Source organism: Pseudomonas sp. KBN10P06128 (assembly GCF_037574945.1).
Taxonomy (GTDB): Bacteria; Pseudomonadota; Gammaproteobacteria; order Pseudomonadales; family Pseudomonadaceae; genus Pseudomonas; species Pseudomonas aeruginosa.
Map to the genome: position 1 here is coordinate 3,271,243 of NZ_JBBELR010000001.1, position 26,082 is coordinate 3,297,324.

At 67.2% G+C, this 26,082-nt stretch carries 25 protein-coding genes; 10 read left to right on the forward strand and 15 right to left on the reverse strand.

The window, feature by feature from the left end; all coding sequences use genetic code 11:
- Window positions 1-7: 7 nt before the first annotated feature.
- The 5 genes from liuD to liuR all read right to left on the reverse strand — a co-directional run bounded on the left by liuD (window position 8) and on the right by liuR (window position 6,129).
- The gene (liuD, locus tag VQ065_RS15615; RefSeq protein WP_003088595.1) at window positions 8-1,975 is read right to left on the reverse strand and encodes a methylcrotonyl-CoA carboxylase subunit alpha; all 1,968 of its coding nucleotides are present in this window, start codon (window positions 1,973-1,975) and stop codon (window positions 8-10) included.
- Window positions 1,972-2,769 carry a gamma-carboxygeranoyl-CoA hydratase gene (locus VQ065_RS15620; protein WP_003088598.1) on the reverse strand — a complete coding sequence of 266 codons (798 nt, stop codon included), beginning with the start codon at window positions 2,767-2,769 and terminating at the stop codon, window positions 1,972-1,974. Before VQ065_RS15620 ends, liuD begins: the two co-directional genes overlap by 4 nt.
- A 13-nt stretch (window positions 2,770-2,782) precedes the next feature.
- Window positions 2,783-4,390 carry a methylcrotonyl-CoA carboxylase subunit beta gene (gene liuB, locus VQ065_RS15625; protein ID WP_003088599.1) on the reverse strand — a complete coding sequence of 536 codons (1,608 nt, stop codon included), beginning with the start codon at window positions 4,388-4,390 and terminating at the stop codon, window positions 2,783-2,785.
- 122 nt (window positions 4,391-4,512) lie between these two features.
- On the reverse strand, window positions 4,513-5,676 hold the full coding sequence (liuA, locus tag VQ065_RS15630) for an isovaleryl-CoA dehydrogenase (RefSeq protein ID WP_003088600.1): 1,164 nt from the start codon (window positions 5,674-5,676) through the stop codon (window positions 4,513-4,515).
- Window positions 5,677-5,724: 48 nt separating this feature from the next.
- Window positions 5,725-6,129 carry a liu genes transcriptional regulator LiuR gene (gene liuR, locus VQ065_RS15635; protein WP_003088601.1) on the reverse strand — a complete coding sequence of 135 codons (405 nt, stop codon included), beginning with the start codon at window positions 6,127-6,129 and terminating at the stop codon, window positions 5,725-5,727.
- Window positions 6,130-6,321: 192 nt separating this feature from the next.
- Between liuR and VQ065_RS15640 the strand changes: the two genes are divergently transcribed.
- Entirely contained in the window at window positions 6,322-7,251 is a 930-nt protein-coding gene (locus VQ065_RS15640) for an SdiA-regulated domain-containing protein (RefSeq protein ID WP_003088602.1), read from the forward strand.
- Window positions 7,252-7,273: 22 nt separating this feature from the next.
- On the opposite strand, the gene VQ065_RS15645 is transcribed toward VQ065_RS15640, so the two are convergent.
- Genes VQ065_RS15645 through mexX form a run of 3 tightly spaced genes read right to left on the reverse strand, consistent with a single transcriptional unit; the run spans window position 7,274 to window position 11,835 of the window.
- On the reverse strand, window positions 7,274-7,492 hold the full coding sequence (locus VQ065_RS15645; protein ID WP_003088607.1) for a hypothetical protein: 219 nt from the start codon (window positions 7,490-7,492) through the stop codon (window positions 7,274-7,276).
- Window positions 7,492-10,629 (reverse strand): multidrug efflux RND transporter permease subunit MexY, encoded by a 3,138-nt coding sequence (gene mexY, locus VQ065_RS15650; protein ID WP_003088621.1) that lies wholly within the window; start codon window positions 10,627-10,629, stop codon window positions 7,492-7,494. Before mexY ends, VQ065_RS15645 begins: the two co-directional genes overlap by 1 nt.
- 15 nt (window positions 10,630-10,644) lie before the next feature.
- Complete coding sequence (mexX, locus tag VQ065_RS15655; RefSeq protein WP_003088624.1) at window positions 10,645-11,835, reverse strand: multidrug efflux RND transporter periplasmic adaptor subunit MexX; 1,191 nt, start codon at window positions 11,833-11,835, stop codon at window positions 10,645-10,647.
- 164 nt (window positions 11,836-11,999) lie between these two features.
- Between mexX and mexZ the strand changes: the two genes are divergently transcribed.
- Window positions 12,000-12,632: an efflux pump transcriptional repressor MexZ gene (gene mexZ / locus VQ065_RS15660; protein ID WP_125034990.1), complete on the forward strand. Its 633-nt coding sequence runs from the start codon at window positions 12,000-12,002 to the stop codon at window positions 12,630-12,632.
- Window positions 12,633-12,637: 5 nt separating this feature from the next.
- Here the strand turns inward: mexZ and VQ065_RS15665 are convergent, their stop codons facing one another.
- Window positions 12,638-12,862 carry a DUF3203 family protein gene (locus tag VQ065_RS15665; RefSeq protein WP_003088627.1) on the reverse strand — a complete coding sequence of 75 codons (225 nt, stop codon included), beginning with the start codon at window positions 12,860-12,862 and terminating at the stop codon, window positions 12,638-12,640.
- Window positions 12,863-13,015: 153 nt separating this feature from the next.
- On the opposite strand from VQ065_RS15665, the gene VQ065_RS15670 reads away from it, so the two are divergent.
- Window positions 13,016-14,377, forward strand: a complete 1,362-nt coding sequence (locus VQ065_RS15670; RefSeq protein WP_003088636.1) for a UDP-glucose 6-dehydrogenase — start codon at window positions 13,016-13,018, stop codon at window positions 14,375-14,377.
- Between the two features lie 47 nt (window positions 14,378-14,424).
- Window positions 14,425-15,264: a UTP--glucose-1-phosphate uridylyltransferase GalU gene (gene galU, locus VQ065_RS15675; RefSeq protein WP_003088639.1), complete on the forward strand. Its 840-nt coding sequence runs from the start codon at window positions 14,425-14,427 to the stop codon at window positions 15,262-15,264.
- Between the two features lie 181 nt (window positions 15,265-15,445).
- On the opposite strand, the gene VQ065_RS15680 is transcribed toward galU, so the two are convergent.
- A complete protein-coding gene (locus tag VQ065_RS15680; RefSeq protein ID WP_003088641.1) occupies window positions 15,446-15,868 on the reverse strand; it encodes a VOC family protein in 423 nt (140 codons plus the stop codon).
- 144 nt (window positions 15,869-16,012) lie between these two features.
- On the opposite strand from VQ065_RS15680, the gene gorA reads away from it, so the two are divergent.
- Window positions 16,013-17,368 (forward strand): glutathione-disulfide reductase, encoded by a 1,356-nt coding sequence (gene gorA / locus VQ065_RS15685; protein WP_003088643.1) that lies wholly within the window; start codon window positions 16,013-16,015, stop codon window positions 17,366-17,368.
- A gap of 54 nt (window positions 17,369-17,422) precedes the next feature.
- Here gorA and VQ065_RS15690 read toward each other — a convergent pair whose 3' ends face one another.
- Both VQ065_RS15690 and VQ065_RS15695 read right to left on the reverse strand, forming a co-directional pair.
- Complete coding sequence (locus tag VQ065_RS15690; protein WP_003088644.1) at window positions 17,423-18,424, reverse strand: bile acid:sodium symporter family protein; 1,002 nt, start codon at window positions 18,422-18,424, stop codon at window positions 17,423-17,425.
- Window positions 18,425-18,577: 153 nt separating this feature from the next.
- Entirely contained in the window at window positions 18,578-18,970 is a 393-nt protein-coding gene (locus VQ065_RS15695) for a hypothetical protein (protein ID WP_003088646.1), read from the reverse strand.
- A gap of 132 nt (window positions 18,971-19,102) precedes the next feature.
- Between VQ065_RS15695 and VQ065_RS15700 the strand changes: the two genes are divergently transcribed.
- Together VQ065_RS15700 and VQ065_RS15705 are read left to right on the forward strand one after the other, a co-directional pair.
- On the forward strand, window positions 19,103-19,576 hold the full coding sequence (locus VQ065_RS15700) for an Lrp/AsnC family transcriptional regulator (RefSeq protein ID WP_003088649.1): 474 nt from the start codon (window positions 19,103-19,105) through the stop codon (window positions 19,574-19,576).
- Window positions 19,577-19,599: 23 nt separating this feature from the next.
- The gene (locus tag VQ065_RS15705) at window positions 19,600-19,899 is read left to right on the forward strand and encodes a winged helix-turn-helix domain-containing protein (protein WP_003088651.1); all 300 of its coding nucleotides are present in this window, start codon (window positions 19,600-19,602) and stop codon (window positions 19,897-19,899) included.
- A 74-nt stretch (window positions 19,900-19,973) separates the two neighbouring features.
- Here the strand turns inward: VQ065_RS15705 and VQ065_RS15710 are convergent, their stop codons facing one another.
- Complete coding sequence (locus tag VQ065_RS15710) at window positions 19,974-20,231, reverse strand: hypothetical protein (protein WP_003088653.1); 258 nt, start codon at window positions 20,229-20,231, stop codon at window positions 19,974-19,976.
- The gene (locus VQ065_RS15715; RefSeq protein ID WP_003088655.1) at window positions 20,228-20,482 is read right to left on the reverse strand and encodes a DUF1127 domain-containing protein; all 255 of its coding nucleotides are present in this window, start codon (window positions 20,480-20,482) and stop codon (window positions 20,228-20,230) included. The genes VQ065_RS15710 and VQ065_RS15715 overlap by 4 nt, the downstream gene beginning before the upstream one ends.
- 179 nt (window positions 20,483-20,661) lie before the next feature.
- On the opposite strand from VQ065_RS15715, the gene VQ065_RS15720 reads away from it, so the two are divergent.
- From VQ065_RS15720 to VQ065_RS15730, 3 genes are all read left to right on the forward strand, one after another.
- On the forward strand, window positions 20,662-22,086 hold the full coding sequence (locus VQ065_RS15720) for an aminotransferase-like domain-containing protein (RefSeq protein WP_003088661.1): 1,425 nt from the start codon (window positions 20,662-20,664) through the stop codon (window positions 22,084-22,086).
- Between the two features lie 134 nt (window positions 22,087-22,220).
- Complete coding sequence (locus VQ065_RS15725) at window positions 22,221-23,129, forward strand: siderophore-interacting protein (RefSeq protein ID WP_003139694.1); 909 nt, start codon at window positions 22,221-22,223, stop codon at window positions 23,127-23,129.
- Window positions 23,129-23,803: a class I SAM-dependent methyltransferase gene (locus VQ065_RS15730; RefSeq protein WP_003088663.1), complete on the forward strand. Its 675-nt coding sequence runs from the start codon at window positions 23,129-23,131 to the stop codon at window positions 23,801-23,803. The genes VQ065_RS15725 and VQ065_RS15730 overlap by 1 nt, the downstream gene beginning before the upstream one ends.
- A gap of 7 nt (window positions 23,804-23,810) precedes the next feature.
- Here VQ065_RS15730 and VQ065_RS15735 read toward each other — a convergent pair whose 3' ends face one another.
- On the reverse strand, window positions 23,811-25,469 hold the full coding sequence (locus VQ065_RS15735) for a thiamine pyrophosphate-binding protein (RefSeq protein ID WP_014603786.1): 1,659 nt from the start codon (window positions 25,467-25,469) through the stop codon (window positions 23,811-23,813).
- Window positions 25,470-26,082: the final 613 nt, after the last annotated feature.

Here is a 26,082-nt window from a genome sequence, read left to right on the forward strand (position 1 = left end):
TTGGCTGTCAGGCCTGGTTCTCGTCCAGCTCCACCAGCGGCGTGCCTTCCTCGACCAGTTCGCCCTCGCTGCAATACAGCGCCTTCACTACCCCGGCGTGGGGCGCGCGGATGCTGTGCTCCATCTTCATCGCCTCCAGCACCACCAGGGTGGCGCCGGCTTCGACCGTCTGGCCGGGCTCGACCAGGACCCGCACGATACTGCCGTTCATCGGCGCGCTCAAACCGCCCTGGTGGGCATGGGCGGCCTCGGCCTCGGCGATCGGGTCGACGGCTTCGATGGCCAGCAGTTCGCCCTCCCATTCGAGGAACAACTGGCGTCCGCGGCGCAACGCCGCCGAGCGACGGGTGACACCGTCCACCCGGCTGACCAGGTCGTCGCCGTCCAGGCGATACTGGCTGGGGCTGGCGTGGCGCAGGCGGACGCAGCGGCGTTCGTCGCGGCAGCGCAGCATCAGGTCGGACTCCCGCGCCAGGGCGCTGCGCCAGCCGTCGTTGCGACTCCACGGCGAATACGGGTCGTCGTCGCGACGGTAGCCCGCTTCGCTCTGCAGCCAGGCATCGGCGGCGGCCTGCCAGAAATGCTCCGGCAGCGCTTGCGGCGCCGGCAGCAGGTCGTCTTGGTGGCGCGCGATGAAACCGGTGTCCAGTTCGGCGGCGGCGAACGCCGGATGGCCGAGGATGCGGCGGAGGAATGCCAGGTTGGTGCGCAGGCCGCCGACCGAGGTTTCCGCCAGCATCGCCAGCAGGCGCTGGCGGGCTTCCTCGCGGGTTTCGCCCCAGGCGATCAGCTTGGCCAGCATCGGGTCGTAGAACGGCGAGACCTCGTCGCCTTCGCGTACCCCGCTGTCGACCCGCCGGCCGGGGCCGGCGGGCGCTTCGCGGTACAGCGCCAGGCGGCCGCTGGCGGGGAGGAAGCCGCCCTCGGGGTCTTCCGCGTAGAGCCGCACTTCGATGGCGTGGCCGTTCAGCGGCACCTGTTCCTGTGTCAGCGGCAGCGCCTCGCCGCGAGCGACGCGGATCTGCCAGGCGACCAGGTCGAGGCCGGTGATGGCCTCGGTGACCGGGTGTTCCACCTGCAGGCGGGTGTTCATTTCCATGAAGAAGAACTGGCCGCGTTCGTCGAGGAGGAATTCGACGGTACCGGCGCCGACGTAGCCGATCGCCTGCGCCGCGCGTACCGCGGCCTCGCCCATGGCCCGGCGCAGTTCCGCACCGAGACCGGGGGCGGGGGCTTCCTCGACGACCTTCTGGTGGCGGCGCTGGATCGAACAGTCGCGTTCGTTGAGGTACAGGCAGTGGCCATGGCGGTCGGCGAATACCTGGATCTCCACGTGGCGCGGCTTCAGCAGGTATTTCTCCACCAGCATCCGCGCGTCGCCGAAGGCGGCCTTGGCCTCGCGCTGGGCGGAGGAAAGGGCCTCGGCCAGCTCGGCCTCGTGCTCCACCACCTTCATGCCCTTGCCGCCGCCGCCAGCGGCGGCCTTGAGCAGCACCGGGTAGCCGATCCTTCCGGCTTCCCGGCGGAAGGTCTCGGCATCCTGGGCTTCGCCGTGGTAGCCGGGCACCAGCGGCACGCCGGCTTCTTCCATCAGCGCCTTGGCCGCCGACTTGCTGCCCATGGCGTCGATGGCCGCCGCCGGCGGTCCGAGGAAGAGCAGGCCGGCTTCCTCGCAGGCGCGGGCGAAGTCGGCGTTCTCCGAGAGGAAGCCGTAGCCGGGGTGGATCGCCTGGGCGCCGCTGGCGAGGGCGGCGGCGATGATCCTGTCGCCGCGCAGGTAGCTGTCGGCGGGCTTGGCGCCGCCCAGGTCGACGGCGATGTCGGCTTCGGCGACGTGGCGGGCGTGGCGGTCGATGTCGCTGTGCACGGCGACGCTGCCGATGCCGAGGGCGCGCGCGCTGCGCATCACCCGGCAGGCGATCTCGCCGCGGTTGGCGACCAGGAGGCGCTGGATGCTGCGGTAGTCCGGGTTCATGCGTCGTTTCTCCAGGCGGGCGTGCGTTTCTCCAGGAAGGCGCGCAGGCCTTCCTGGCCTTCCGGGCTGATGCGGATGCGGGCGATGGCCGCCTCGGTGTAGCGGCGCAGCGCCGGGCTCAGCTCGGCGGCCTCGACCTCATGGTAGAGCGCCTTGCAGGCCACCAGGGCGCGCGGGCTGTTTTGCAGCAGGTTGGCGATCCAGGCCTCGGCCTGGCTTTCCAGTTCGGCGGCGGGACAGCTTTCGCTGAGCAGGCCCAGTTCGCTGGCGCGGCGTCCGTCGAAGCGCTCGGCGGTCAGCGAATAGCGCCGCGCGGCGCGCTGGCCGATGGCCTTGACCACGAACGGGGCGATGGTCGCCGGGATCAGGCCGATGCGTACCTCGGACAGGCAGAAGGTCGCGTCGTCGCTGCCGATGGCCATATCGCAGCAACTGACCAGGCCGACCCCGCCGCCGAACACCGCGCCCTGGACCACCGCCAAGGTCGGCTTGGGCAGGTTGTAGAGATGGGTCATGAGTTCGGCGATGCGCTGGGCGTCGGCCAGGTTGCCCTGGTAGTCGAGGTCCACCGACTGCTGCATCCAGGCCAGGTCGGCACCGCCGCAGAAGTGCCGGCCACGGCCGCGCAGCACCAGCAGGCGGACCTGCGGGTCGCTGCCGACGCGATCGATGGCCTGCAACAGTTCGTCGATCACGACGGCATTGAAGGCGTTGTTCTTTTCCGCCCGGTCCAGCCACAGGGTGGCTACGCCGCGCGGGTCGATCTCAAGCTGGATGGTCTGGAATTCGCTCATGCTGGTCTGCTCGTCACATGCGGAACACGCCGAAGGCGGTCGGCTCGATGGGGGCGTTGAGGGCGGCGGAAAGCGCCAGGGCGAGCACCTCGCGGGTCTGCGCCGGATCGATCACGCCGTCGTCCCACAGTCGCGCGCTGGAGTAGTAGGGATGGCCCTGGTGCTCGTACTGCTCGAGGATCGGCGCCTTGATCTTCGCCTCCTCTTCGGCGCCGAGCTGCTGGCCGGCGCGCTCGGCCTGCTCGCGCTTGACCTGGGCGAGCACCCCGGCGGCCTGTTCGCCGCCCATCACGCCGATCCTCGCGTTCGGCCACATCCACAGGAAGCGCGGGTCGTAGGCGCGTCCGCACATGCCGTAGTTGCCGGCGCCGAAGCTGCCGCCGATCAGCACGGTGAACTTCGGCACCCGCGCGCAGGCCACCGCGGTCACCAGCTTGGCGCCGTGCTTGGCGATGCCGCCAGCCTCGTACTTCTGGCCGACCATGAAACCGGTGATGTTCTGCAGGAACAGCAGCGGGATGCCACGCTGGCAGGCCAACTCGATGAAGTGCGCGCCTTTCTGCGCAGCCTCGGCGAAGAGGATCCCGTTGTTGGCCAGGATGGCGATCGGATAGCCGTGCAGGTGGGCGAAGCCGCAGACCAGGGTGGTGCCGAACAGCGCCTTGAACTCGTCGAACTCGGAGCCGTCCACCAGCCGTGCGATCACTTCGCGCACGTCGTAGGGCTGCTTGCTGTCGGCGGGAATCACCCCGTACAGCTCCTCGGCGGGGTATAGCGGCGCGCGCGGTGCACGGCATTGCAGCTGGCCCTGCTTGCGCCAGTTGAGGTTGGCGACGCAGCGGCGGGCGATGGCCAGGGCATGGTCATCGTCCTCGGCATAGTGGTCGGCGACCCCTGAGACCTTGCAGTGCACGTCGGCGCCGCCAAGCTCCTCGGCGCTGACCACCTCGCCGGTGGCGGCCTTCACCAGCGGCGGCCCGGCGAGGAAGATGGTGGCCTGTTCGCGCACCATCACGGTCTCGTCGGACATCGCCGGCACATAGGCTCCGCCGGCGGTGCAGGAGCCCATCACCACGGCGATCTGCGGGATGCCGCGGGCACTCATGTTGGCCTGGTTGAAGAAGATCCGGCCGAAGTGCTCGCGGTCGGGGAACACCTCGTCCTGGCGCGGCAGGTTGGCGCCGCCGGAGTCCACCAGGTAGATGCATGGCAGGCGGTTTTCCAGGGCGATGGCCTGGGCCCGCAGGTGTTTCTTCACGCTCAGCGGATAGTAGGTGCCGCCCTTCACCGTGGCATCATTGCCGACGATCATGCATTCCACCCCTTCGACCCGGCCGATCCCGGCGACGATGCCGGCGGCGGCGACCTCTTCGCCGTAGACCTCATGGGCGGCGAGGGCGGAAAGCTCGAGGAACGGCGAGCCGGGGTCGAGCAGGCGGTTGATGCGTTCGCGCACCAGCAGCTTGCCGCGCGCGCTGTGCCGGGCCTGGGCGGCGCTACCGCCGCCTTCGTGGATGCGGCCGAGGAGGGTGCGCAGGGCGTTGACCTGTTCCAGCATGGTCGCGGCGTTGGCCGCGAACTCGGCGGAGCGTGGATTGATCTGGGTGTGCAGGATGGCCATGGCGGTGGCTCCGTGTCGAGGTGGGCGGAAGCGGTTGGCGCCCGCTCCCGACCTGGCGATGCGCCTGTCGATGCAATGGAATGCCCTCTCCCTGGCGGAAAAGGGCCGGGGAGAGCGAGGCTTCAGCGGGTTTCGTTGAACAGCTCGCGGCCGATCAGCATGCGGCGGATCTCGCTGGTGCCGGCGCCGATCTCGTAGAGCTTGGCGTCGCGCAACAGGCGGCCGGTGGGAAACTCGTTGATGTAGCCGTTGCCGCCGAGGATCTGGATCGCGTCCAGGGCCATCTGGGTGGCGCGCTCGGCGCTGTAGAGGATCACCCCGGCGGCGTCCTTGCGGGTCGTCTCGCCGCGGTCGCAGGCGGCGGCCACGGCGTATAGGTAGGCGCGGCTGGCGTTGAGGGCGGTGTACATGTCGGCCACCTTGCCCTGGACCAGCTGGAATTCGCCGATGCTCTGGCCGAACTGGCGGCGGTCATGGATGTACGGCACCACCACGTCCATGCACGCCTGCATGATTCCCACCGGGCCGCCGGAAAGCACCACGCGCTCGTAGTCAAGGCCGCTCATCAGTACCTTGACCCCGCCGTTGACCGCGCCGAGGACGTTCTCCTCGGGCACCTCGACGTCCTGGAAGATCAGTTCGCAGGTGTTCGAGCCGCGCATGCCCAGTTTGTCCAGCTTCGGCCCGCGGCTGAAGCCTTTCCAGTCGCGTTCGACGATGAACGCGGTGATCCCGTGCGCGCCCTTGTCCGCGTCGGTCTTGGCGTAGATCACATAGGTATGGGCGTCGGGACCGTTGGTGATCCACATCTTGCTGCCGTTGAGAACGAAGCGGTCGCCGACCCGGTCCGCGCGCAGCTTCATCGAAACCACGTCGGAGCCGGCGTTGGGTTCGCTCATCGCCAGCGCACCGATGTGTTCGCCGGACACCAGGGCCGGCAGGTAGCGGGCCTTCTGTTCGGCGTTGCCGTTGCGCTTGATCTGGTTGACGCAGAGGTTGGAATGCGCGCCATAGGAGAGCGCCACCGAGGCCGAGGCCCGGCTGATCTCTTCCATGACCACGGCGTGGGCCAGGTAGCCCAGCGCCGAACCGCCGTACTCCTCGTCGACGGTGATGCCGAGCAGGCCCATCTCGCCGAACTTGCGCCACATGTCCATGGGGAACTGGTTGTCCTGGTCGATCTGCGCGGCGCGCGGCTGCAGTTCGGCGGTGACGAAGCCGCGGACCTGGTCGCGGAGCATGTCGATGGTTTCGCCGAGGGCGAAGTTGAGGCTGGGATAGGTCATGCTTTCACCTGTAATTGTGCTTGTCCGGTTTAAAGCTTCGAATTAGGTTTATGTTGCAACTGTTTGTTTGTTATAGCTTTTGATCAGCGCCGCTCGACAGCGCTCCTCGGCAGTATCCAGTTCCAGCTGCATCTGTTCGATGTCCAGCAACTGTTGTTCCAGCTGGGCGCGGCGCTCGGCGATCTTCTCCAGCATGGTGTTCAACTGCTTCTGGTTGCCGCTGCTCGGGTCCGGGTCGTAGAGCTCGATCAGTTCGCGGCATTCGGCGAGGGAAAAACCGATGCGCTTGCCGCGCAGGATCAGCTTCAGGCTGACCTTGTCGCGCGGCGAATAGATGCGTTCCTGGCCGCGTCGCTCGGGGGAGAGCAGGCCTTGCTCCTCGTAGAAGCGGATGGCGCGGGTGGTGATGTCCAGTTCGCGGGCGAGATCGGAGATGGTGTAGGTGGTGGACATGCGCAGGCACCTGCTTGTTTACCTTTACGTTAACGTAAAGCTGCACCGAAATCCTGTCAACGCCTGGAACGGGGAAAAAATGACAGCCGTGAAAGATACTTGTCAGAAAGATTTAATCGGCGCCTCATGAAAGGGCACGGATGGCTCTGTTCTGCTTCGCCGAACACTGTGTTTCTCGGAGGAGTCGTAACGATGAGTCGGCTGATGACCTACAGGACGCTGCTGGCTTGCCTGCTCGCCGCGTTGCTTGCGCTGCTGGTGGCGGGTCAGCAGCAGCGCGCGTTCGAGCGCATCTGGTTCAAGCTGGAGCAGCGCTACGGCGGCGATGTTGCGCGCGAGAACGCCCTGCGCCTGGCCGACTATCGGGTCGATATCGAAGCCCGCGTGCTGGGCGCGGAGTCCAACGTCTCGGCGCTGTCCTTCGACCCCAGCCGGCGCAGCCTGGTCAGCGTGACCAACCAGGACCCGCATTTCCTCGAGCTGTCGCTGGACGGCGAATTGCTGCGACGCATCCCCCTGCGCGGTTTCCAGGATCCGGAGGCTATCGAGTACATCCGGCCCGGCGTCTACGTGGTCGCCGAGGAGCGTCGCCAACGCCTGGTAGAGATCCATGTCGACGCCGACACCCGGGTGATCGACATCGACGATCCGCGCAACGCCCGGAAGTTCTCCCTGGGCAGTGCAAACAAGCGCAACAAGGGCTTCGAGGGGTTGGCCTACGACCCGCTGCGCGAGCGCCTGTTCGTGGCCCGGGAAAAGGCGCCGGTGGGCATCATCGAGGTAAACGGCTTCTTCAACGACCGCGGCGAGGCGCTCGACCTGAGCGTCGGCGGCGACCCGCAGCGCGATCGCGGGTTGTTCCTCACCGATCTGTCGAGCCTCTACTACGACAAGGCCAGCGATCACCTGCTGGTGCTTTCCGACGAGTCGCGGGTGGTCATCGAACTGGATCGCGCCGGGGATCCGCTCGGCAGCCTGACCCTGCGTGGTGGCAACCATGGCCTGACGGACGACGTGCCGCAGGCCGAAGGGTTGGCGATGGACGACCGGGGCAGCCTGTACGTGGTCAGCGAGCCGAACCTGTTCTACCGCTTCAGCCGAGCGCTGCCGGCGGCCGACTAGGGTGGGAAAAGGACGGCGGAATTCAGGCTTGCGCGCCGGATAGCGCCGGCGCGTAGCCGATCATCTGTCGCAGCAGCGGGTCGGTGAACTGCTGTTGCCAGTCGTCCAGCTTGCCCCGAAGGTCGGGGCCGTTGGCCGGAACGATGGGGGCCGCGCGCGGCTGGCGAGACGTCGGCGGGCAGGCGCCGAGCAGCCCGACGCACAGTGCCAGGGTGGGGAGCGAGAGTTTCGCTAGGGGCATCAGGCTTGCTCCGTGGGGATCTGGGGCGAGTTGCCGGTGCGCGGCGCCTTGCGCAACCGGAACAGGCGCCCGACCACCAGGAAGAACAGCGGTACCAGGAACACCGCGAGTACCGTGGCGGTGACGATCCCGCCGAGCACCCCGGTGCCGATGGCGACCTGGGCGCCGGAACCGGCGCCGCTGGAGAGCGCCAGCGGGACCACGCCGAAACCGAACGCCAGCGAGGTCATGACGATCGGTCGCAGGCGCAGGCGCGCGGCCTCCAGGGTCGCCTGCAGCAGGCTCATGCCTTCCTGGTAATGGTCCTTGGCCACCTCGATGATGAGGATGGCGTTCTTCGCCGAGAGGCCGATGATGGTGATCAGGCCGACCTTGAAGTAGATGTCGTTGGGCAGACCGCGCAGGCTCACCCCGAGCAGTGCGCCGAGCACGCCCAGCGGCACCACCAGGATCACCGCCAGCGGGATCGACCAGCTTTCGTAGAGGGCGGCCAGGGCGAGGAACACGATCAGCACCGAGAGGGCGAACAGCGCCGGCGCCTGGGCGCCGGACAGGCGTTCTTCGAAGGACTGGCCGGACCACTCGTGGGCGATGCCCTCGGGCAGGCCCTGCATCAATTGCTCCATCGCCTGCATGGCTTCGCCGCTGCTGTAGCCCGGCGCGGCCTGGCCCTCGAGGTTGAACGAGGGATAGCCGTTGTAGCGGGTCAGTTGCGGCGGGCCGAGGGTCCAGGCGGCCTTGGCGAACGTCGCCAGCGGGACCATCTCGCCCTGCTCGTTGCGCACGTGAAGCCGGCCGATGTCGTCGATGCCCAGGCGCTTGGCGCCGTCGGCCTGGACCACCACCTTGCGCACCTGGCTGCCGTGCATGAAGTCGCCGATGTAGTCCGAGCCGAACATCACCGCCAGGGTGGTGTTGATCTCGTCCATGCTCACGCCGAGGGTCTCCGCCTTGCGTCGGTCGATGTCCAGGCGGATCTGCGGCGCCTCGCCCTGGCCGGCGAACATCACGTTGGCCAGGCGCGGGTCCTCGGCGGCGCGCGCCAGCAACTGGTCGCGGGCCTTGACCAGGGCCTCGTAGCCAACCCCGCCACGGTCCTGCAGGCGGAAGTCGAAGCCGCTGGTGGAACCCAGGTCCGGCAGCGGCGGCGAGTTCATCGCATACACCGTACGGTTGGGCAGGCCGGCGAAGCGCTGGTTGATGCGCTCGACGATGGCGCCGACGTGCTGGCTGGCCTCCCGGCGTTCCGACCAGTCCTTCAGGGTGGCGAAGATCATCGCCGAGCTGGTGCCGTCGCCGTACAGGCTGAAGCCGCCGACCGCATAGGCGTAGGCCACCGGTTCGTGCTCCGCCAGGTAGCGCTCGACGTCGCCGACGTTGGCCATGGTCTCCGCCATCGGCGTACCTTCGGGCTGCATCACCATGATCATGAAGTCGCCCTGGTCCTCTTCCGGCAGGAACGCCTGCGGCAGGCGCACGAAGAGCAGGGCGACCACGCCGATGACCAGGGCGTAGACCAGCATCCAGCGGATCGGCCGGGCGAGGATGCCGGCCACCGCGTTGCGGTAGCGTCCGGTCAGGCGCAGGAAGGCGCGGTTGAACCAGCCGAAGAAGCCGCGCTTCTCATGGTGGTCGGCGTCGATCGGGCGCAGCAGGGTGGCGCACAGGGCCGGGGTCAGCGACAGCGCGAGGAACGCCGAGAAGCCGATGGAGACCGCCAGGGTCACCGCGAACTGGCGGTAGATGTTGCCCACCGCGCCGCTGAAGAACGCCATCGGCACGAATACCGAGACCAGCACCACGGTGATGCCGACGATGGCACCGCTGATCTGGCGCATCGCCTTGACCGTGGCGTCGTGCGGCGACAGGCCTTCCTCGGCCATCAGCCGCTCGACGTTCTCCACTACGATGATCGCGTCGTCCACCAGGATGCCGATCGCCAGGACCATGCCGAACATGGTCAGCACGTTGATCGAGAAGCCCAGGCCGAGCATCACCGTGAAGGTGCCGAGCAGGGCCACCGGCACCACCAGCGTCGGGATCAGGGTGGCGCGGAAGTTCTGCATGAACAGGTACATCACGGCGAACACCAGCAGCATCGCCTCGAGCAGGGTGCTGACCACCTTCCTGATCGAGATCTCGACGAACGCCGAGGTGTCATAGGGGATGTTGTAGCTCACGCCCTCCGGGAAGTAGCGCGACAGCTCGTCGAGGGTGGCGCGGATGCGCTTGGCGGTGGCCACCGCGTTGGAGCCGGGCGCCATCTTCACCGCCAGGCCGGTGGCGGTCATCTGGTTGACCCGCGAGACGAAGCCGTACTCGCTCTGGCCGAACTCGACGCGGGCCACGTCGCGCAGGCGGATCGCGCCGCCGTCGGCGCGGATGCGCAGCGGAATCTCGCCGAACTGCTCGGGCGTCACCAGGGTGTCGTCGACCTTCACCGTGGCGCTGATCGGCGCCGAGTCGGGGACCCCGAGGTTGCCGATGTCGCCCACGGTGAGGCGGGCGTTGTGCCGGCGCACGGCGTTGACCAGGTCGCTGGCGCTGAGGTTCATCGAGGTCAGCTTGGCCGGGTCGGGCCAGATGCGCATGGCGTACTCGGCGCCCCAGGTCTCGACCTTGCCCACGCCCTCCACCCGGCGCAGCGCCTGCAACACGTTGGACGAGGCGATCTCGCCCAGTTCCATGGCGTCGTAGCGGCCGCTGGAGGAGGTGAGGGTGACGATCAGCTGGATGCTGTCCGCCGCCTTCTCCACATAGATGCCGTCGCGCCGCACCGACTCGGGCAGGCGCGACTCGACGATCTTCAGGCGGTTCTGCACTTCCACCGCGGCGAGGTCGGCGTTCACGCCCTGGCGGAAGGTCAGGGTCAGCGAAGCCTGGCCGGTGCTGCTGGTGGCCTTGGTGTAGAGCAGGCCGGGCGCGCCGTTCATCTCGCGCTCAATGATCGCGGTCACCGCTTCCTCGACCACCTTGGCCGAGGCGCCGGGATAGCTGGCGCTGACGTTGACCACCGGCGGCGCGATGTCCGGGTACTGGGCGACCGGCAGGAAGCGGATCGCCAGGACCCCGGCGAGCACGATCAGCAGGGAGATCACCCAGGCGAAGACCGGCCGGTCAATGAAGAAACGAGCCATTCGTAGCGTTCTCCGTCACTGGCCCGCCGGCGAGGCGGCCAGCGGTGAGGGGGCGTCGGCGCTGGCCGGCTGGCGGACCACCGCCTGGACGCTGGAGCCGGCGGCATGCTGGGCGGCGTTCTCGACGATCACCCGCTCGCCGCCCTTGAGCCCGCGGCTGATGATCCAGTCGCGGCCCTGCAGGGTGTCGGCGCGGACCTCCACGTCTTCCACCACGCCCTGTGGGTTGACCACCTTGACCACGGCGGACTGGGCGGTACGGATCAGCGCGTCGCGCGGGACGGTGATCGCCTGCGGGTTCACCGCGCGCTGCAGGCGCACCTGCACGTAGCCGCCGGGCAGCAATTCGCGATGCGGATTGCGGAACAGGGCACGCATGGCGATGGTGTCGGTGCCGGGGTCGACCGCCAGGTCGGAGAACAGCAGCTCGCCGGCCAGCGGGTACTCGCTGCCGTCGGCCAGGACCAGGCGCACGGCGATGTCCTTGTCGGCGACACCCTTCACCTGGCCTTCGCGGATCGCCCGCTGCATGGCGGCGACTTCGCCGGCCGGCTGGGAGAAGTTCACGTAGATCGGATCGATCTGCTCGACGCGGGTCAGCGGTGTCGGCGAGTCCTCGCCGACCAGCGCGCCTTCGGTGACCAGCGCACGCCGCGCGCGGCCGTCGATCGGCGCGGTGACCGTGGCGTAGCCCAGGCGCAGGCGGGCCTGCTCCAGTTCGGCCTTGGCCGAGGCAATCTGCGCCAGGGCCTGGCGCGCGTCGGTCTGCGCTTCGGTGTACTCGCGTTCGCTGATGGCGCGGTCCTTGATCAGGTCGGCGTAGCGCTTGAGCTTGTCGGCCGCCGCCGCGTGGCTGGCCTCGGCCCGGGCCAGGGCGCCGCGGCTGATGTCCAGGGCCGCCTTCAAGGGCGCAGGGTCGATCTGGAACAGCACGGTGCCGGCGCGGACGTCCTGGCCTTCCTCGTACAGGCGACGGGTGACGATGCCGGCGACGCGCGCCCGCACCTCGGCCTGGCGGTACGCTTCCAGGCGTCCGGGCAGCTCGCTGGTGATGCCGATAGGCGCCGGCCTGGCGACGATCACGCCGACCTCGGCGGGGGCCTCCGCAGTCTTCCCGGTGTCCGCTGCTTCTTCGCAGCCCAGCAGGAATAGGGCGACCAGGGCCGCCAGCAGCCCGCGCAGCGAGCCGGTCCATTGGATGTGCATGGGTGTCCCTCGATTCGTGAACTCGCGAGCTTGCCCGGGAAAGGGCACCGCAACTCACGAGCGGCGCGACAGTAGCATATAATCAATCATGAGTGATTAATTAATTGGCGTTTCTGTAACATATCCTTATGATCTGCGGCGCCTTTCCCTTGTGAGGACGTTCAGTGGCCAGGAAAACCAAAGAGGAATCCCAGAAAACCCGCGACGGCATACTCGATGCCGCCGAGCGGGTTTTCCTGGAAAAGGGCGTGGGCACTACTGCCATGGCCGACCTGGCGGACGCCGCCGGGGTTTCTCGCGGTGCGGTCTACGGCTACTACAAGAACAAGATCGAGGTCTGCCTGGCGATGTGCGACCGCGCCTTCGGCCAGATTGAGGTACCCGACGAAAACGCCAGGGTGCCGGCGCTGGATATCCTCCTGCGCGCCGGCATGGGCTTTCTCCGCCAGTGCTGCGAGCCCGGTTCGGTGCAGCGGGTGCTGGAGATCCTCTACCTCAAGTGCGAACGCAGCGACGAGAACGAGCCGCTGCTGCGCCGCCGCGAGCTGCTCGAGAAGCAGGGGCAACGCTTCGGCCTCCGGCAGATCCGCCGGGCGGTGGAGCGCGGCGAACTGCCGGCGCGGCTGGACGTCGAGCTGGCCAGCATCTATCTGCAATCGCTCTGGGACGGCATCTGCGGCACCCTGGCCTGGACCGAGCGCCTGCGCGACGATCCCTGGAACCGCGCCGAACGCATGTTCCGCGCCGGCCTCGACAGCCTGCGCAGTTCTCCCTACCTGTTGCTGGCGGACGCCTGAGGGCGTCAATCGTCCGCCATCAGGTGCCTGCGCTGGTCCTCGGCGCCGGCGACCACCAGCCGCTGGGCGTCTTCCTCGCTGATGTGCAGGCGCTTGCCGTCGATGTAGAGCACCGACAGGCGCGCCTCGGCGTCGGTACCGATGCGCAGGCTGTCGACCGGCGCGCGATGCCGGCTGCCTTCGATCTCCACGCTGCAGATGCCTTGTTCCGAATCGATTTCGATGGACATGGGAACCTCCCGTTTTCTCCGCCTACCTTGGGTGGACCCCGGGCATCCGCGCGGGTTCTGTCACGGTAGCTTCACGCCAGCGTCACGCGCCTGCCACCGCGCTTGGCTGCAATCGTCCGCAGAGAGAGGGCGAGGCCAGCGGAGGACGACGCCATGCGGCTATGCGTGATTGGTGCGGGCTATGTGGGACTGGTGACGGCGGCCTGTTTCGCCGAGATGGGCAACCAGGTGCGTTGCGTGGAGCGTGACCGCGAGCGGGTCGCGCGGCTGAGACGCGGCGAGATGCCGATCTACGAACCGGGCCTGGAAAGCATCCTGCGCGATCAACTGGACGCCGCCCGCCTGACCTTCACCGCCAGCCTGGCGGAAGGCCTGGCCGACGCCGAAGTGGTGTTCATCGCCGTCGGCACGCCGTGCGGCGAGGATGGCTCGGCCGACCTCAGCCACGTGATGGCGGTCGCCGAGCAACTTGGCGCGCAACTGCGCCAGGCCTGCATCGTGGTCAACAAATCGACCGTGCCGGTGGGCACCGCCGAACGGGTCGAAGAGATCATCCGCCTGGGCCTGGCGCGCCGGCGCAAGCGCTTCCGGGTGGCGGTGGCGAGCAATCCGGAGTTCCTCAAGGAAGGCTCGGCGGTGGACGACTTCAGGCGCCCAGACCGGGTCATCATCGGCAGCGCCGAGGCGCAGGCCGGGGAAACCCTGCGCCAGCTCTACGCGCCGTTCCTGCGCAATCACGAGCGGGTCCTGCTGATGGGGCGTCGCGAGGCCGAGTTCAGCAAGTACGCGGCCAATGCCTTCCTCGCCACCAAGATTTCCTTCATGAACGAGATGGCCGGGCTGTGCGCCCTCACCGGCGTCGACATCGAGGACGTGCGCCGCGGCATGGGCAGCGACAAGCGCATCGGCACCCATTTCATCTACGCCGGCTGCGGCTACGGCGGCTCGTGCTTTCCCAAGGACGTCCGCGCGCTGATCCGCAGCGCCGAGCAACAGGGCTTCGACAGCCAGATACTGCGTGCGGTGGAAGCGCGCAACGCGCGGCAGAAGGAACTGCTCTTCGAGACCCTCGGCGAACTGTTCCAGGGACGCTGGCAAGGGCGCACGGTGGCGCTCTGGGGGCTGGCCTTCAAGCCGGGTACCGACGACCTGCGCGAGGCGCCGAGCCTGGTCCTGCTGGAGGCACTGCTGCGCCACGGGGTGCGGGTCAGGGCCCATGACCCGGTGGCCAACGCCGGGGTCGCGGCACGCTATCCGGACGCGCTGGCGTGCGCCCAGTTGACGCTCCACGACTCGCCCTACGCCGCCGTCGAGGGCGCCGATGCCCTGGTGCTGGTGACCGAGTGGAAACAGTTCCGCCAGCCGGACTTCCAGAAAATCCGTGGATCCATGCGAACTCCCCTGTTGGTCGACGGTCGGAATCTCTACGCACCGGCGCGGATGGCGGAACTGGGCTTCATCTACCAGGGCATAGGACGTCCAAGGGCCGGGCATTGTAAGGCGAGCGCAGCCTGATTAGACTGCGCGCCATCCGCATACTTCGTCCATGTCGAAGGATTCTCATGATCAAGAAATGTCTTTTCCCGGCCGCCGGTTACGGCACTCGTTTCCTCCCGGCCACCAAGGCCATGCCCAAGGAAATGCTGCCGGTGGTGAACAAGCCGCTGATCCAGTACGCGGTGGAGGAGGCGCTGGAAGCCGGCCTTTCCGAGATCGGCATCGTCACCGGCCGCGGCAAGCGTTCGCTGGAAGACCACTTCGACATCAGCTACGAGCTGGAACACCAGATCCGCAACACCGACAAGGAAAAGTACCTGGTCGGCATCCGTCGGCTGATCGACGAGTGCACCTTCGCCTACACCCGCCAGGTGGAGATGAAGGGCCTCGGCCACGCCATCCTCACCGGTCGTCCGCTGATCGGCGACGAGCCGTTCGCCGTGGTCCTGGCCGACGACCTGTGCCTGAACCTCGAAGGCGACAGCGTGCTGAAGCAGATGGTCAAGCTGTACAACCAGTTCCGCTGCTCCATCGTGGCGATCCAGGAAGTGCCGCCGGAAGAGACCAACAAGTACGGCGTGATCGCCGGCGAGATGATCCGCGACGATATCTTCCGGGTGAACACCATGGTCGAGAAGCCGAAGCCGGAAGAGGCGCCGTCGAACCTGGCGATCATCGGCCGCTACATCCTGACCCCGGACATCTTCGACCTGATCGAGCAGACCGAACCGGGCAAGGGCGGCGAGATCCAGATCACCGATGCCCTGATGAAGCAGGCCCAGGACGGCTGCGTGCTGGCCTACAAGTTCAAGGGCAAGCGTTTCGACTGCGGCAGCGCCGAGGGTTACATCGAGGCGACCAACTTCTGCTACGAAAACCTCTACAAGACCGGCAAGGCTCACTGAGCCTCGCCGTTCCCGATGAAAAACGCCGCGTCCCCGATGGGGGCGCGGCGTTTTTCGTATGGGGCGAACGACCATGGGGGGTTATCCGCTCTACCCGAGCTGTCGGCGGGCGTGGCGTTGTTGGCGTCGGGCGAATAACCCCGCCAGCCTGGCCTGGGCCACGCGGCGCCTCCGCGCCCGGTCAGGGAATCGACAGCGCCTCGGAACCCGGGCCCAGCGGCTGGCCGTAGCTGAACTCCACGTAGTTGCCCGCCGGGTCGCGCAGGCCGCAGTAGTAGCCGACCGGATAGGGCTCGTCGCGCGGCGCCCAGACCAGGCAGCCGGCGGCCTCGGCGCGGCGCGCCAGATCGTCTACCGCGGCGCGGCTGGAGAGGGCGAAGCCGAAATGACTGTAATCGTCGCTGGCCAGGTTGCGCGGCTGGCCGCCGGGCATGATGACGAAGATGAAGCGTTGTTCCTGGCCGGGTTCGGCCATCCAGACGATCTGCGAGCCTTTGCCGGGGCGCCGGTGGATCACCCGCATGCCGCAGAAGGTTTCGTAGAAGGCGATGCAGGCGTCGAGGTCGGGGACGTGCAGCGCCAGGTGGGTGAGGGTGGGGGACATCGCGCTTACCTCCACGGACAAGCATAGCCCATCGCCTGCCAGGCCCTACGCTGAGCCGTTTCGACAGGTTTCTGCGTCGATCCGGCGGGAGCCGACGCTGGTGAATGGGTTATGCTGGAACGCATCTGATCCAGGAGTAGGAACATGTCTTTCGATTTCGATCTGTTCGTCATCGGCGCCGGCTCCGGGGGCGTACGCGCCGCCCGCTTCGCCGCCGGCTTCGGTGCCCGTGTCGCGGTGGCGGAGAGTCGCTACCTGGGTGGCACCTGCGTCAACGTCGGCTGCGTGCCGAAGAAGCTGCTGGTCTATGGCGCGCATTTCAGCGAGGACTTCGAGCAGGCCCGGGCCTATGGTTGGAGCGCCGGCGAGGCGCAGTTCGACTGGGCGACCCTGATCGGCAACAAGAACCGCGAGATCCAGCGGCTCAACGGGATCTACCGCAACCTGCTGGTGAACAGCGGGGTGACCTTGCTCGAAGGTCACGCCCGTCTGCTCGATGCGCACAACGTCGAGGTGGACGGCCAGCGTTTCAGCGCCAAGCACATTCTCATCGCCACCGGTGGCTGGCCGCAGGTGCCGGACATTCCCGGCAAGGAACACGCGATCACCTCCAACGAAGCGTTCTTCCTCGAGCGCCTGCCGCGCCGCGTGCTGGTGGTCGGCGGCGGCTACATCGCCGTCGAGTTCGCCTCGATCTTCAACGGGCTCGGCGCCGAGACCACCTTGCTCTACCGTCGCGACCTGTTCCTGCGCGGCTTCGACCGCAGCGTCCGCGAGCATCTGCGCGACGAATTGGGCAAGAAGGGCCTGGACCTGCAGTTCAACAGCGACATCGCCCGTATCGACAAACAGGCCGATGGTAGCCTGGCCGCGACCCTCAAGGACGGCCGGGTGCTAGAGGCGGACTGCGTGTTCTACGCCACCGGGCGGCGGCCGATGCTGGACGACCTGGGCCTGGAAAACACAGCTGTGAAGCTGACCGACAAGGGCTTCATCGCGGTCGACGAGCATTACCAGACCAGCGAGCCGTCGATCCTCGCCCTGGGCGACGTGATCGGTCGCGTCCAGTTGACCCCCGTGGCGCTGGCCGAGGGCATGGCGGTGGCGCGGCGGCTGTTCAAGCCGGAGGAGTACCGTCCGGTGGACTACAAGTTGATTCCCACCGCGGTGTTCAGCCTGCCCAACATCGGCACCGTCGGCCTGACCGAGGAGGAGGCGCTGAGCGCCGGGCACAAGGTGAAGATCTTCGAGAGCCGCTTCCGGCCGATGAAGCTGACCCTTACCGACGACCAGGAAAAGACCCTGATGAAGCTGGTCGTGGATGCCCACGACGACAGGGTGCTGGGCTGCCACATGGTCGGCGCCGAGGCCGGCGAGATCCTCCAGGGTATCGCGGTGGCGATGAAGGCCGGGGCGACCAAGCAGGCGTTCGACGAGACCATCGGCATCCACCCGACCGCGGCGGAAGAGTTCGTCACCCTGCGCACGCCGACGCGCTGAGCCGCGTCTGAACGAAGAAGCCGGCCCCAGGGCCGGCTTCTTTCATTTTCGCGCTCAGCGCGAGGGGGCCTCGGCCAGCGCCGCCGCTGCGTCGTCGCGGCGCCTGGCGTAGCGTTGCGCGAGCACCGCGCAGACCATCAGCTGGATCTGGTGGAACAGCATCAGCGGCAACACCATCGGTCCCACCGCACTGGTGGCGAACAGCACCTTGGCCATGGGCACGCCGGTGGCCAGGCTCTTCTTCGAACCGCAGAAGACGATGGTGATCTCGTCTTCCTTGCTGAAGCCCAGGCGTCGCGCCAGCACTGTGGTCAGCACCAGGGCCAGGGCGAGGATCACGCAGCAGGCGACGGTCAGGCCGAGCAGCGCCAGCCAGGGTACTTCGTGCCACAGACCCTGGATCACCGCGGCGCTGAAGGCGGTGTAGACCACCAGCAGGATCGAGCCCTGGTCGACATAGCGTAGCACCGGCTTGTTGCGCTCCACCCAGGCGCCGATCCAGCGCCGCAGGACCTGGCCGGCGATGAAGGGTACCAGCAGTTGCAGGGTGATCTTGCCGATGGCGTCCAGCGCGTTGCCGGTCTCGCCTTCGGCGCCGAGCAGCAGCTTGACCAGCAGCGGGGTGAGGAATACGCCGAGCAGGCTCGACACGGAAGCGCTGCATACCGCTGCCGGCACGTTGCCGCGCGCCAGCGAGGTGAAGGCGATGGAGGATTGCACCGTGGCCGGCAGGGCGCAGAGGAACAGGATGCCGAGGTACAGCTCCGGGGTGACCATCGGCGACAGCGCCGGTTTCAGCGCCAGGCCGAGCAGCGGGAACATCACGAAGGTGCAGGCGAACACCAGCAGGTGCAGGCGCCAGTGGGTCATGCCGGCGACGATCGCCTGGCGCGACAGCTTGGCGCCGTGGAGGAAGAACAGCAGGCCGATGCCGATGTTGGTCACCCATTCGAAGACCACGGCGGTCTGGCCGCTGCAGGGCAGGAAAGTGGCGAGAAGGACGGTGACGATCAGCGCCAGGGTGAAGTTATCCGGAAGGAAACGCGGTCGGGACATGGGCACGCTCTGCAGGATCGGGGGAACACATGGCAGTCTTCTGGCTGCCTGGCGAACCTGCACTGTAGCCATGGGCTGGGCGACCGGCTAACGCCAGAAGGCCAGCCGATGACGCTGAGTGGACAGGGCGGCCGCCGCGCCGCCCCGAGGGGCTCAGACGACGCTGGCCAGCAGCGGCTCGCTGACGCTGGGACGGACCTTGCCGGCATGGGGAGAGAACTCCAGGCGGACGGCGAGCACGGTGACCAGCGAGCGCAGTTTCTCCGCGATCACGCTGGCGCGGTGCTGGCTGAGGCCGGGGAAGGTCAGCAGCAGGCGGATCTTGTGGTCCTCGCGGTCGGCACGAACCCGCTCCGGGGTGAAGGACTGCACGGCGAACAGGTTGAGCACCCGGCACAGCAGGTCCGGGTCGGCCATGCCCTCGATATGGAAGATCGACAGGGTCTCGGTATCTGCGCAGGAGGTTTCCCAGACGTTCGGGCGGATCACCTGGCGTTCTTCGCCGTCAGGGTGTTTGGCCAGGAAAAGGGGGGCGAGGGTTGACATGTGACGCTCCAGGCAGTGTTTCGACGAGAGAAATTCTCCCAGAGGCGTGCCGGATTTTTTCTCCTGTTTTTGCGTGATTTTGCGCTATCCGTGCATACTTGATCCCTATGTTTTTCTTTGTAGGGAATATTTATGTCCATTCCACTGGATATGTACGATCAGCGTATTCTCGCTTTGCTGCAGGAGGAATCCTCGCTTTCCACCGCCGAGATTGCCGAGCGCATCGGACTTTCCCAATCGCCCTGCTGGCGGCGCATCCAACGCCTGAAGGAGGAGGGGGTGATCCGCAAGCAGGTGACCCTGCTCGACCGCAAGAAGATCGGCCTGAATACCCAGGTATTCGCCCAGATCAAGCTCAACGCCCATGGGCGCAAGAACCTCACCGACTTCGCCGAGGCGATGCACCAGTTTCCCGAGGTGCTGGAGTGCCACGTACTGATGGGCGCGGTGGACTTCATGCTGCGTATCGTCACCCGCGATATCGAATCCTACGAACGCTTTTTCTTCGAGAAACTGTCGGCGGTGCCGGGCATCCAGGAAGTGAACTCCATCGTCGCCTTGTCGGAAATCAAATCCACCACTACCTTGCCCCTGCTCGCTCCCTGAGCCTTCCCGGAGAACGCCTGCCCATGACCATCAGCAAGACCAAGTCCAGCTTCTACCGCCGCCTCTACGTCGCCTACCTGATCGACAGCGGCATCGCCAGCGTGCCGGAGATCATGGCCGCCACCGGCATGCCCCGGCGTACCGCCCAGGACACCATCGCCGCGCTGGAGGAACTGGACATCGTCTGCGAGTTCGAGCAGCGGGAGGGCGCGCGCAACCACCAGGGCGGCTATGTCATCCGCGACTGGGGGGCGGTACGGCGGGAGTGGGTGGTCGAGCAGCATCGGCGAATCGCGGCGGCGCTGGAGTATCCGGCGCAATGAGCCACGCGCTGGCGGCCACATGCATATAAAAGAAGGAGGGGCTCAAACTGCCTCCCCTCCCGAGCATGCGTTCTTCAGATGCCGCGCTGTTCCAGGGTGGCCTGGCGGGCGCGCTGGGCCAGCTCCTCGGCGGGCTGGACGCTGCTGCCGGCGGTAGGCGGCGGTGACGGCATATGCGGCTTGAGGTAGGCCGCCAGGCTGACGCCGCAGTAGACCAGCAGGGCCATGGCGATCAGCGCCTTGTATGGGTCGATGTCGGATCGGCGCTTGCAGACCATACAGATATGCCCTTCGCTGGCTGGGTGTTCGCCACAGTTGCGACAGCGGATCATGCCTTTCTCCCGCCGGACCTTCCCGCCTGCCAGAACGCCAGCGAGGCTTCCTCGCGTGCCTGCTCGGCGCTCAGGCCGATATCCTTCAGTTCCGCCGCTTCCAGGTCCAGCAGCGCGCGCCGGGTCAGCTGGCGTTGCCGGGCCAGGCGATAGCCGCGACGCAGGGCCTGCGCCAGGTTGTCCATCGCGGCGAGTGGGAAGGGGCCATCGAGGCGTTGGCGGCGCTCGGATTTCGCACTGAGTCGCGTCATGCTGCGTACTCCATATTGATCGGCTGGACGACGGAGATAGAATGGCCATCGCGCGCTGTTCCGTACAGGTCCAGAAAAGGTGGGTTGACTGCATACAGATCAAGCGCTCCCCGGCCTGAATGGTGGTTTTCGCCACCATCTGTACCGGTCCCGCTTTCGCTCACCCTGGAGTCCCGCTCATGACCCTTTATCTGCAACTCGCCGAGACCCTCGGTTCGCGCATCGAACAGGGCCTCTACCGTCCGGGCGACCGGCTGCCCTCGGTGCGGGCCATGAGCATCGAGCACGGCGTCAGCCTGAGCACCGTGCAACAGGCATACAGGCTGCTGGAAGATCGCGGGCTGGCCGAACCGCGGCCGAAGTCCGGCTATTTCGTCCCGGCCGCGCGACAGATGCCGCCGCTGCCGGCGATCGCCCGCCTGGCCCAGCGGCCGGTGGAAATCTCGCAATGGGAGCAGGTGCTGGCCCTGGTCAGCACGGTGCCGCGACCGGACGTGGTCCAGCTCGGCCGAGGCATGCCGGACATCTCCAGCCCTTCGCTGAAACCGCTGACCCGCAGCCTGGCCCGGCTCAACCGCCACGCCGACGCCCGTGCGCTGGCCTACGACGGGATCCACGGCTCGCCGTTGCTGCGCGAGGAAGTCGCCCGCCTGTTGGTGGACTCCGGCTGTCGGGCCACCGCCAGCGACGTGGTGATCACCACCGGCTGCCACGAGGCCCTGTCGGTGAGCATCCGCGCGGTGTGCGAACCGGGCGACATCGTCGCGGTGGAGTCGCCGAGCTTCCATGGCGCCATGCAATCGCTGAAAGGCCTCGGCATGAAGGCCCTGGAGATCCCCACCGATCCGGTCAACGGCATCAGCCTGGAAGCCCTCGAACTGGCGCTGGAACAGTGGCCGATCAAGGCCATCCAGGTGACCCCGAACTGCAACAACCCGCTCGGCTACATCATGCCCGAGTCGCGCAAGCGGGCGCTGCTGGCCCTGGCCCAGCGCTACGACGTGGCGATCATCGAGGACGATGTCTATGGCGACCTGGCCTACACCTATCCGCGCCCGCGCACCATCAAGTCGTACGACGACGATGGCCGGGTGCTGCTCTGCGGGTCGTTCTCCAAGGTCCTGGCGCCGGGCCTGCGGATCGGCTGGATGGTACCCGGGCGCTACGCCGACCGCGTGCTGCACATGAAGTACATCAGTACCGGCGCCAGCGCCCTGCAACCGCAACTGGCGATCGCCGAATTCATCGGCAACGGCCACTACGAGCCGCACTTGCGGCGCATGCGCGCCCAGTACCAGCGCGGACGCGACCTGATGATCGACTGGGTGGCGCGCTATTTCCCGGAGGGCACCCGCGCCAGCCGGCCCCAGGGCGGTTTCCTGCTCTGGGTCGAACTGGACGAGGCGTTCGACACCCTGCGCCTGGACAAGGCCTTGCGCAACCGCGGCGTACAAGTCGCGGTGGGCTGCATCTTCTCCGCTTCCGGCAAGTACCGGAACTGCCTGCGGATGAACTACGCGGCGTTGCCGACCCCGGCCATCGAGCAGGCGGTCAGGCGAGTAGGGGAGAGCGCTTGCGAGCTGCTGGAGCCTTGCGAGGCCTGAGCGGCAGTCGTGCTTTCGACGCAGTCGACGATTGCACAAATAGCAAATGCTAATCATTCGCATTGTTTGCTAGAGTTGCCTGATGCATGCATCCGCCGGCGCCGCTGGGCGCCGGTCACCAGGAGACCATCGTCATGTCGCAACCCGCCTATCGTCTGTTCAATGTCGAACTCAAGCGCCGCGAGCAACTCAGCCCGGCGCTGACCCGCTTCGTCTTCGGCGGCCCGGAGGTCGCCGAGATGAAGACCCTGGCCGCCGACCAGCGGATCAAGATCTTCTTCCCCGATGCCAGCGGCCAGCCGCCCAGCCTGCCCGGTGGCAGCGAGTGGTACCAGGCCTATCGCAGCGTCGAGCCGGCTCGCCGGCCGCCGATGCGTACCTACACCATCCGTGCGCTGCGCGCCGAGCAGGAGGAGGTCGACGTGGAGTTCGTCCTCCACGGCGAGAACGGCCCGGCCTCGGCCTGGGCGACCCACGCGCGGATCGGCGACCGCCTGCAACTGGCCGCGCCCAACCGGCAATACGGCGATGACCCCGGCGGCTACGAATGGAAGCCGCCGGCTGGCGTCCGCCATATCCTGCTGATCGCCGACGAAACCGCCTTGCCCGCGGTGGCGGGAATTCTCGAGGAGCTGGCCGGCGAAGCCGAGCCGCCGGTGGTCGAGGCCTTTCTCGAAGTGCCGGGAGAAGCCGATATCCTCGACCTGCCGGCGATTCCCGGTGCGCGCCTGCACTGGCTGCCGCGCCACCAGGCCGGCATCCATTCGCGCAACGGCGAGCGGATGATCGAGGCGGCGCGCCAGGCGCGGCTGCCGGAGCGCGAGGTGGCGGGTGGTGCGGCCCAGGAGCTGGAGGACATCGATATCGACGAGGAGATCCTCTGGGAACTGGCGAGCCCCGAGAGCGGCAGTTTCTACGCCTGGGTCGCCGGCGAGTCGGCGGCGGTGATGGCGATCCGGCGCTACCTGGTGCAGGAGCGCGGTATCGACAAGCGTCATCTGACCCTGATGGGCTATTGGCGCCTGGGCAAGGTGTTCGACTGATGGGCCGCTTCGTCGGGAAACAGGCGGACGGCTACGAGACGCGGATCGGCCGCCTGTTGCCGGGTTACGAGTTGCTGCACCTGCTCAGTCGCGCGCAGTTGCTGGCCCGTCTGCCGGAACGGGCGCGCCTGCTCAGCGTCGGCTGCGGCGCCGGCGGCGAACTGGCGGAGCTGGCCGGGTTGCGTCCAGGCTGGCGTTTCGTCGCGGCGGACCTGTCGGCCGACATGCTCGCCCTGGCCCGCCAGCGCTGCGCCAGGCTCGGCCTGCTGGAGCGGATCGAGCTGCACTGCGGCGACTTCGCCGGGCTACCGCCTGCGCCGCCTTGCGATGCGGCGCTGGTCCTGCTGGTGCTGCATTTCCTGCGCGGCGACCAGGCCAAGCGGCGCTTCCTCGAGGCGGTCGCCGAGCGTCTGGCGCCAGCGGCGCCGTTGCTGCTGGCCAACCTGATGGAAGCCCGGGACGCCTTCGAACGCCCGGTGCAGGCCGAGGCCTGCCGCTTGGCCGGGCTTTCCCCGGAGGACAGCGACGGCATGCTGCAACGCTTGCGCGAGGATTTCGATCCGTTGTCCGAGCAGCGCCTCGGCGAACTGCTGGAAGACACCGGCTTCGTCCTGCCCAGCCGCTATTTCCAGGCCGTGGGCTACCAGGCCTGGATCGCCTTCCGCGCCGGCTGAGGATGCCTCAGGCGAGGCGCGCCTGCGGCGTGATCTGGCGTGGGTCGGTCAGCAGCTCCAGCAGCGCCGGGCGTCCGCTTTCGCGGGCGCGGCGGAACGCGGCGGGGAAGTCGGCGCTGCACTCCACTCGTTCGGCGTGGGCGCCGAAGGCTCGCGCCAGGGCGACGAAGTCGGGGTTGTCCAGGCGGGTGGCGGATACCCGCCCGGGATATTCGCGTTCCTGATGCATGCGGATGGTGCCGAGCATGCCGTTGTTGACTACGATCACCACCGGCGTCGCGCCGAACTGCGCGGCGGTCGCCAGCTCCTGCGGATACATCATGAAACAGCCGTCGCCGGCGAAGCACACCACGCTGCGCTGCGGATCGCGCAGGCTGGCGGCGATCGCGGCGGGCAGGCCGTAGCCCATGGCGCCATTGGTCGGCGCCAACTGCGTGCGGGCTTGGCGATAGCGGTAGAAGCGATGCACCCAGACGGCATAGTTGCCGGCACCGTTGGCGATCACCGCGTCGTCCGGCAGGTTTTCGCTGAGGTACGCGACCACGGACGCCAGGTCGACGCCCTGGACGGCGGGGTCGCTCGCGGCCGGGGTCGAGTAGGCCAGGTAATCGGCATGGGCGGCTTCGCGCCAGTCCTGCCAGGTGCTCGAGGGCAACGGCGCGAGGTCGGCCAGGGCCTCGGCGAAGGCACACGGGGTGGCCTGGATCGGCAGTCGCGCCAGGTAGACGCGGTTCAGTTCCGCGCTGTCCGGATGCACGTGGACCAGCGTCTGCGCGGGGGCCGGACTACGCACCAGGTTGTAGCCGGCGCTCGGCGTTTCGCCCAGGCGCGCCCCGACCACCAGCAGCAGGTCGGCCTGGCGCAGCCGCTCCAATAGTGCCGGCGCCGCGCCGAAGCCCAGTTGCCCGGCGTAGTGCGGGTCACGGTTGTCGAACAGGTCCTGGCGACGGAACGAGGTGGCCACCGGTAGGCCATTGGCCTCGACGAAGGCGCCTAGCCGTTTCCTGGCGGCGCCGTCCCAGCCGCTGCCGCCAAGTACCAGCAGGGGCCGCCTGGCGTTCGCCAGCAGTTCGCGCAGTTCTGCCATCGCCGTGGCGCCCGGCCGCCCCGGAAGCACCCTTGGCACCGGCGCATCGGCGACCTGCGCGGAACCGAAGAGGATTTCCTCGGGCAGGGCGACCACGACCGGGCCCGGTCGGCCCGAGGTGGCGACGCTGAAGGCGCGGCCGACGATCTCCGGGATGCGTTCGATACGGTCGATTTCCACGGCCCACTTCGCCAGGCCCGAGAACATCTGCACGTAGTCGACTTCCTGGAACGCCTCGCGGCCCTTGAAGGCGCTTTCCACCTGGCCGACGAACAGGATCATCGGCGTCGAGTCCTGCTGCGCCGTGTGCACGCCATTCGCCGCATGGGTGGCACCGGGGCCGCGGGTGACGAAGCAGATGCCTGGTCGGCCGGTCAGCTTGCCGTAGGCATCGGCCATGTTCGAGGCGGCACCCTCGTGGCGGGTGACGACGGTGCGGATGCCGTCGGCGTCGTACAGCGCGTCGAGCACCGGCAGGTAGCTTTCCCCGGGGATGCAGTAGACGGTATCGACGGCATTGCGCCGCAATGCCTCTACCAGGATCTGCCCGCCGTTGCGCTGGGGAAGGGAGTCGGACATGAGGGCCTCGCTGCGCACGTTGTGGTTGCCCCGATCTTCGGCCCAAAGCGCGCCAGCGCCAAGCGACCTTTCTTCGCGAGTTCATTCCCGTGGCGCATGAACCCTCGTTCTTCGTTCCGGGGGAGGCCCCTTTCAGCACTTCATCTGGAAGGGATGGGCCTGGAGCGTCATCGCAACGGATCTCCCCTAGGCGGATCGGAGAGCGCGGTTTTCCGTTCGTTTCTCCATCTTCTCCTCAACTATGTCTATGTAACTATTTCCTCTAGCAAAAAGGATTGTTCTTACATTATTTATAAATTTTCTTTGTTAGTTTTTCCTCGCGCCGTGCTGTTTGGCTGCTTCCTGAGGGGAAGATCTTTGCTGGGGCGCTGAGATAGAGGGCGAGTTGTTGTTTGGTCGTCGGTAAGTTTCGGCTTTTTATCTTTTAGTCCGATGGGCAAGGGTATCAATGAGCAGGGAGGTTTTTAGGGTGAAATTTTTATCCGGTTTCTGGGAACGCCGTCGTTCGAGTGGCACTCCTCTAGTGTGTATCGAAGAGCGTGGCAGTGGTGCAGGCGAATTCTCGTCGGTGTCCCGTAGGGTTGAAACTGCTCCTGACGTACGTAGCGTTGCG

Excerpts from the sequence above, each read along its gene's own strand:
- VQ065_RS15725 (WP_003139694.1), top strand. The coding sequence starts at position 22,221 with ATGTCGCAACCCGCCTATCGTCTGTTCAATGTCGAACTCAAGCGCCGC.
- VQ065_RS15645 (WP_003088607.1), bottom strand. The coding sequence starts at position 7,492 with ATGCCCCTAGCGAAACTCTCGCTCCCCACCCTGGCACTGTGCGTCGGG.
- VQ065_RS15730 (WP_003088663.1), top strand. The coding sequence starts at position 23,129 with ATGGGCCGCTTCGTCGGGAAACAGGCGGACGGCTACGAGACGCGGATC.
- VQ065_RS15705 (WP_003088651.1), top strand. The coding sequence starts at position 19,600 with ATGACCATCAGCAAGACCAAGTCCAGCTTCTACCGCCGCCTCTACGTC.
- galU (WP_003088639.1), top strand. The coding sequence starts at position 14,425 with ATGATCAAGAAATGTCTTTTCCCGGCCGCCGGTTACGGCACTCGTTTC.
- VQ065_RS15640 (WP_003088602.1), top strand. The coding sequence starts at position 6,322 with ATGAGTCGGCTGATGACCTACAGGACGCTGCTGGCTTGCCTGCTCGCC.
- liuA (WP_003088600.1), bottom strand. The coding sequence starts at position 5,676 with ATGACCTATCCCAGCCTCAACTTCGCCCTCGGCGAAACCATCGACATG.
- liuD (WP_003088595.1), bottom strand. The coding sequence starts at position 1,975 with ATGAACCCGGACTACCGCAGCATCCAGCGCCTCCTGGTCGCCAACCGC.
- VQ065_RS15680 (WP_003088641.1), bottom strand. The coding sequence starts at position 15,868 with ATGTCCCCCACCCTCACCCACCTGGCGCTGCACGTCCCCGACCTCGAC.
- VQ065_RS15710 (WP_003088653.1), bottom strand. The coding sequence starts at position 20,231 with ATGATCCGCTGTCGCAACTGTGGCGAACACCCAGCCAGCGAAGGGCAT.
- VQ065_RS15670 (WP_003088636.1), top strand. The coding sequence starts at position 13,016 with ATGCGGCTATGCGTGATTGGTGCGGGCTATGTGGGACTGGTGACGGCG.
- VQ065_RS15715 (WP_003088655.1), bottom strand. The coding sequence starts at position 20,482 with ATGACGCGACTCAGTGCGAAATCCGAGCGCCGCCAACGCCTCGATGGC.
- VQ065_RS15665 (WP_003088627.1), bottom strand. The coding sequence starts at position 12,862 with ATGTCCATCGAAATCGATTCGGAACAAGGCATCTGCAGCGTGGAGATC.
- gorA (WP_003088643.1), top strand. The coding sequence starts at position 16,013 with ATGTCTTTCGATTTCGATCTGTTCGTCATCGGCGCCGGCTCCGGGGGC.
- liuR (WP_003088601.1), bottom strand. The coding sequence starts at position 6,129 with ATGTCCACCACCTACACCATCTCCGATCTCGCCCGCGAACTGGACATC.
- VQ065_RS15690 (WP_003088644.1), bottom strand. The coding sequence starts at position 18,424 with ATGTCCCGACCGCGTTTCCTTCCGGATAACTTCACCCTGGCGCTGATC.
- VQ065_RS15695 (WP_003088646.1), bottom strand. The coding sequence starts at position 18,970 with ATGTCAACCCTCGCCCCCCTTTTCCTGGCCAAACACCCTGACGGCGAA.
- VQ065_RS15700 (WP_003088649.1), top strand. The coding sequence starts at position 19,103 with ATGTCCATTCCACTGGATATGTACGATCAGCGTATTCTCGCTTTGCTG.
- mexY (WP_003088621.1), bottom strand. The coding sequence starts at position 10,629 with ATGGCTCGTTTCTTCATTGACCGGCCGGTCTTCGCCTGGGTGATCTCC.
- VQ065_RS15720 (WP_003088661.1), top strand. The coding sequence starts at position 20,662 with ATGACCCTTTATCTGCAACTCGCCGAGACCCTCGGTTCGCGCATCGAA.
- liuB (WP_003088599.1), bottom strand. The coding sequence starts at position 4,390 with ATGGCCATCCTGCACACCCAGATCAATCCACGCTCCGCCGAGTTCGCG.
- VQ065_RS15735 (WP_014603786.1), bottom strand. The coding sequence starts at position 25,469 with ATGTCCGACTCCCTTCCCCAGCGCAACGGCGGGCAGATCCTGGTAGAG.
- VQ065_RS15620 (WP_003088598.1), bottom strand. The coding sequence starts at position 2,769 with ATGAGCGAATTCCAGACCATCCAGCTTGAGATCGACCCGCGCGGCGTA.
- mexX (WP_003088624.1), bottom strand. The coding sequence starts at position 11,835 with ATGCACATCCAATGGACCGGCTCGCTGCGCGGGCTGCTGGCGGCCCTG.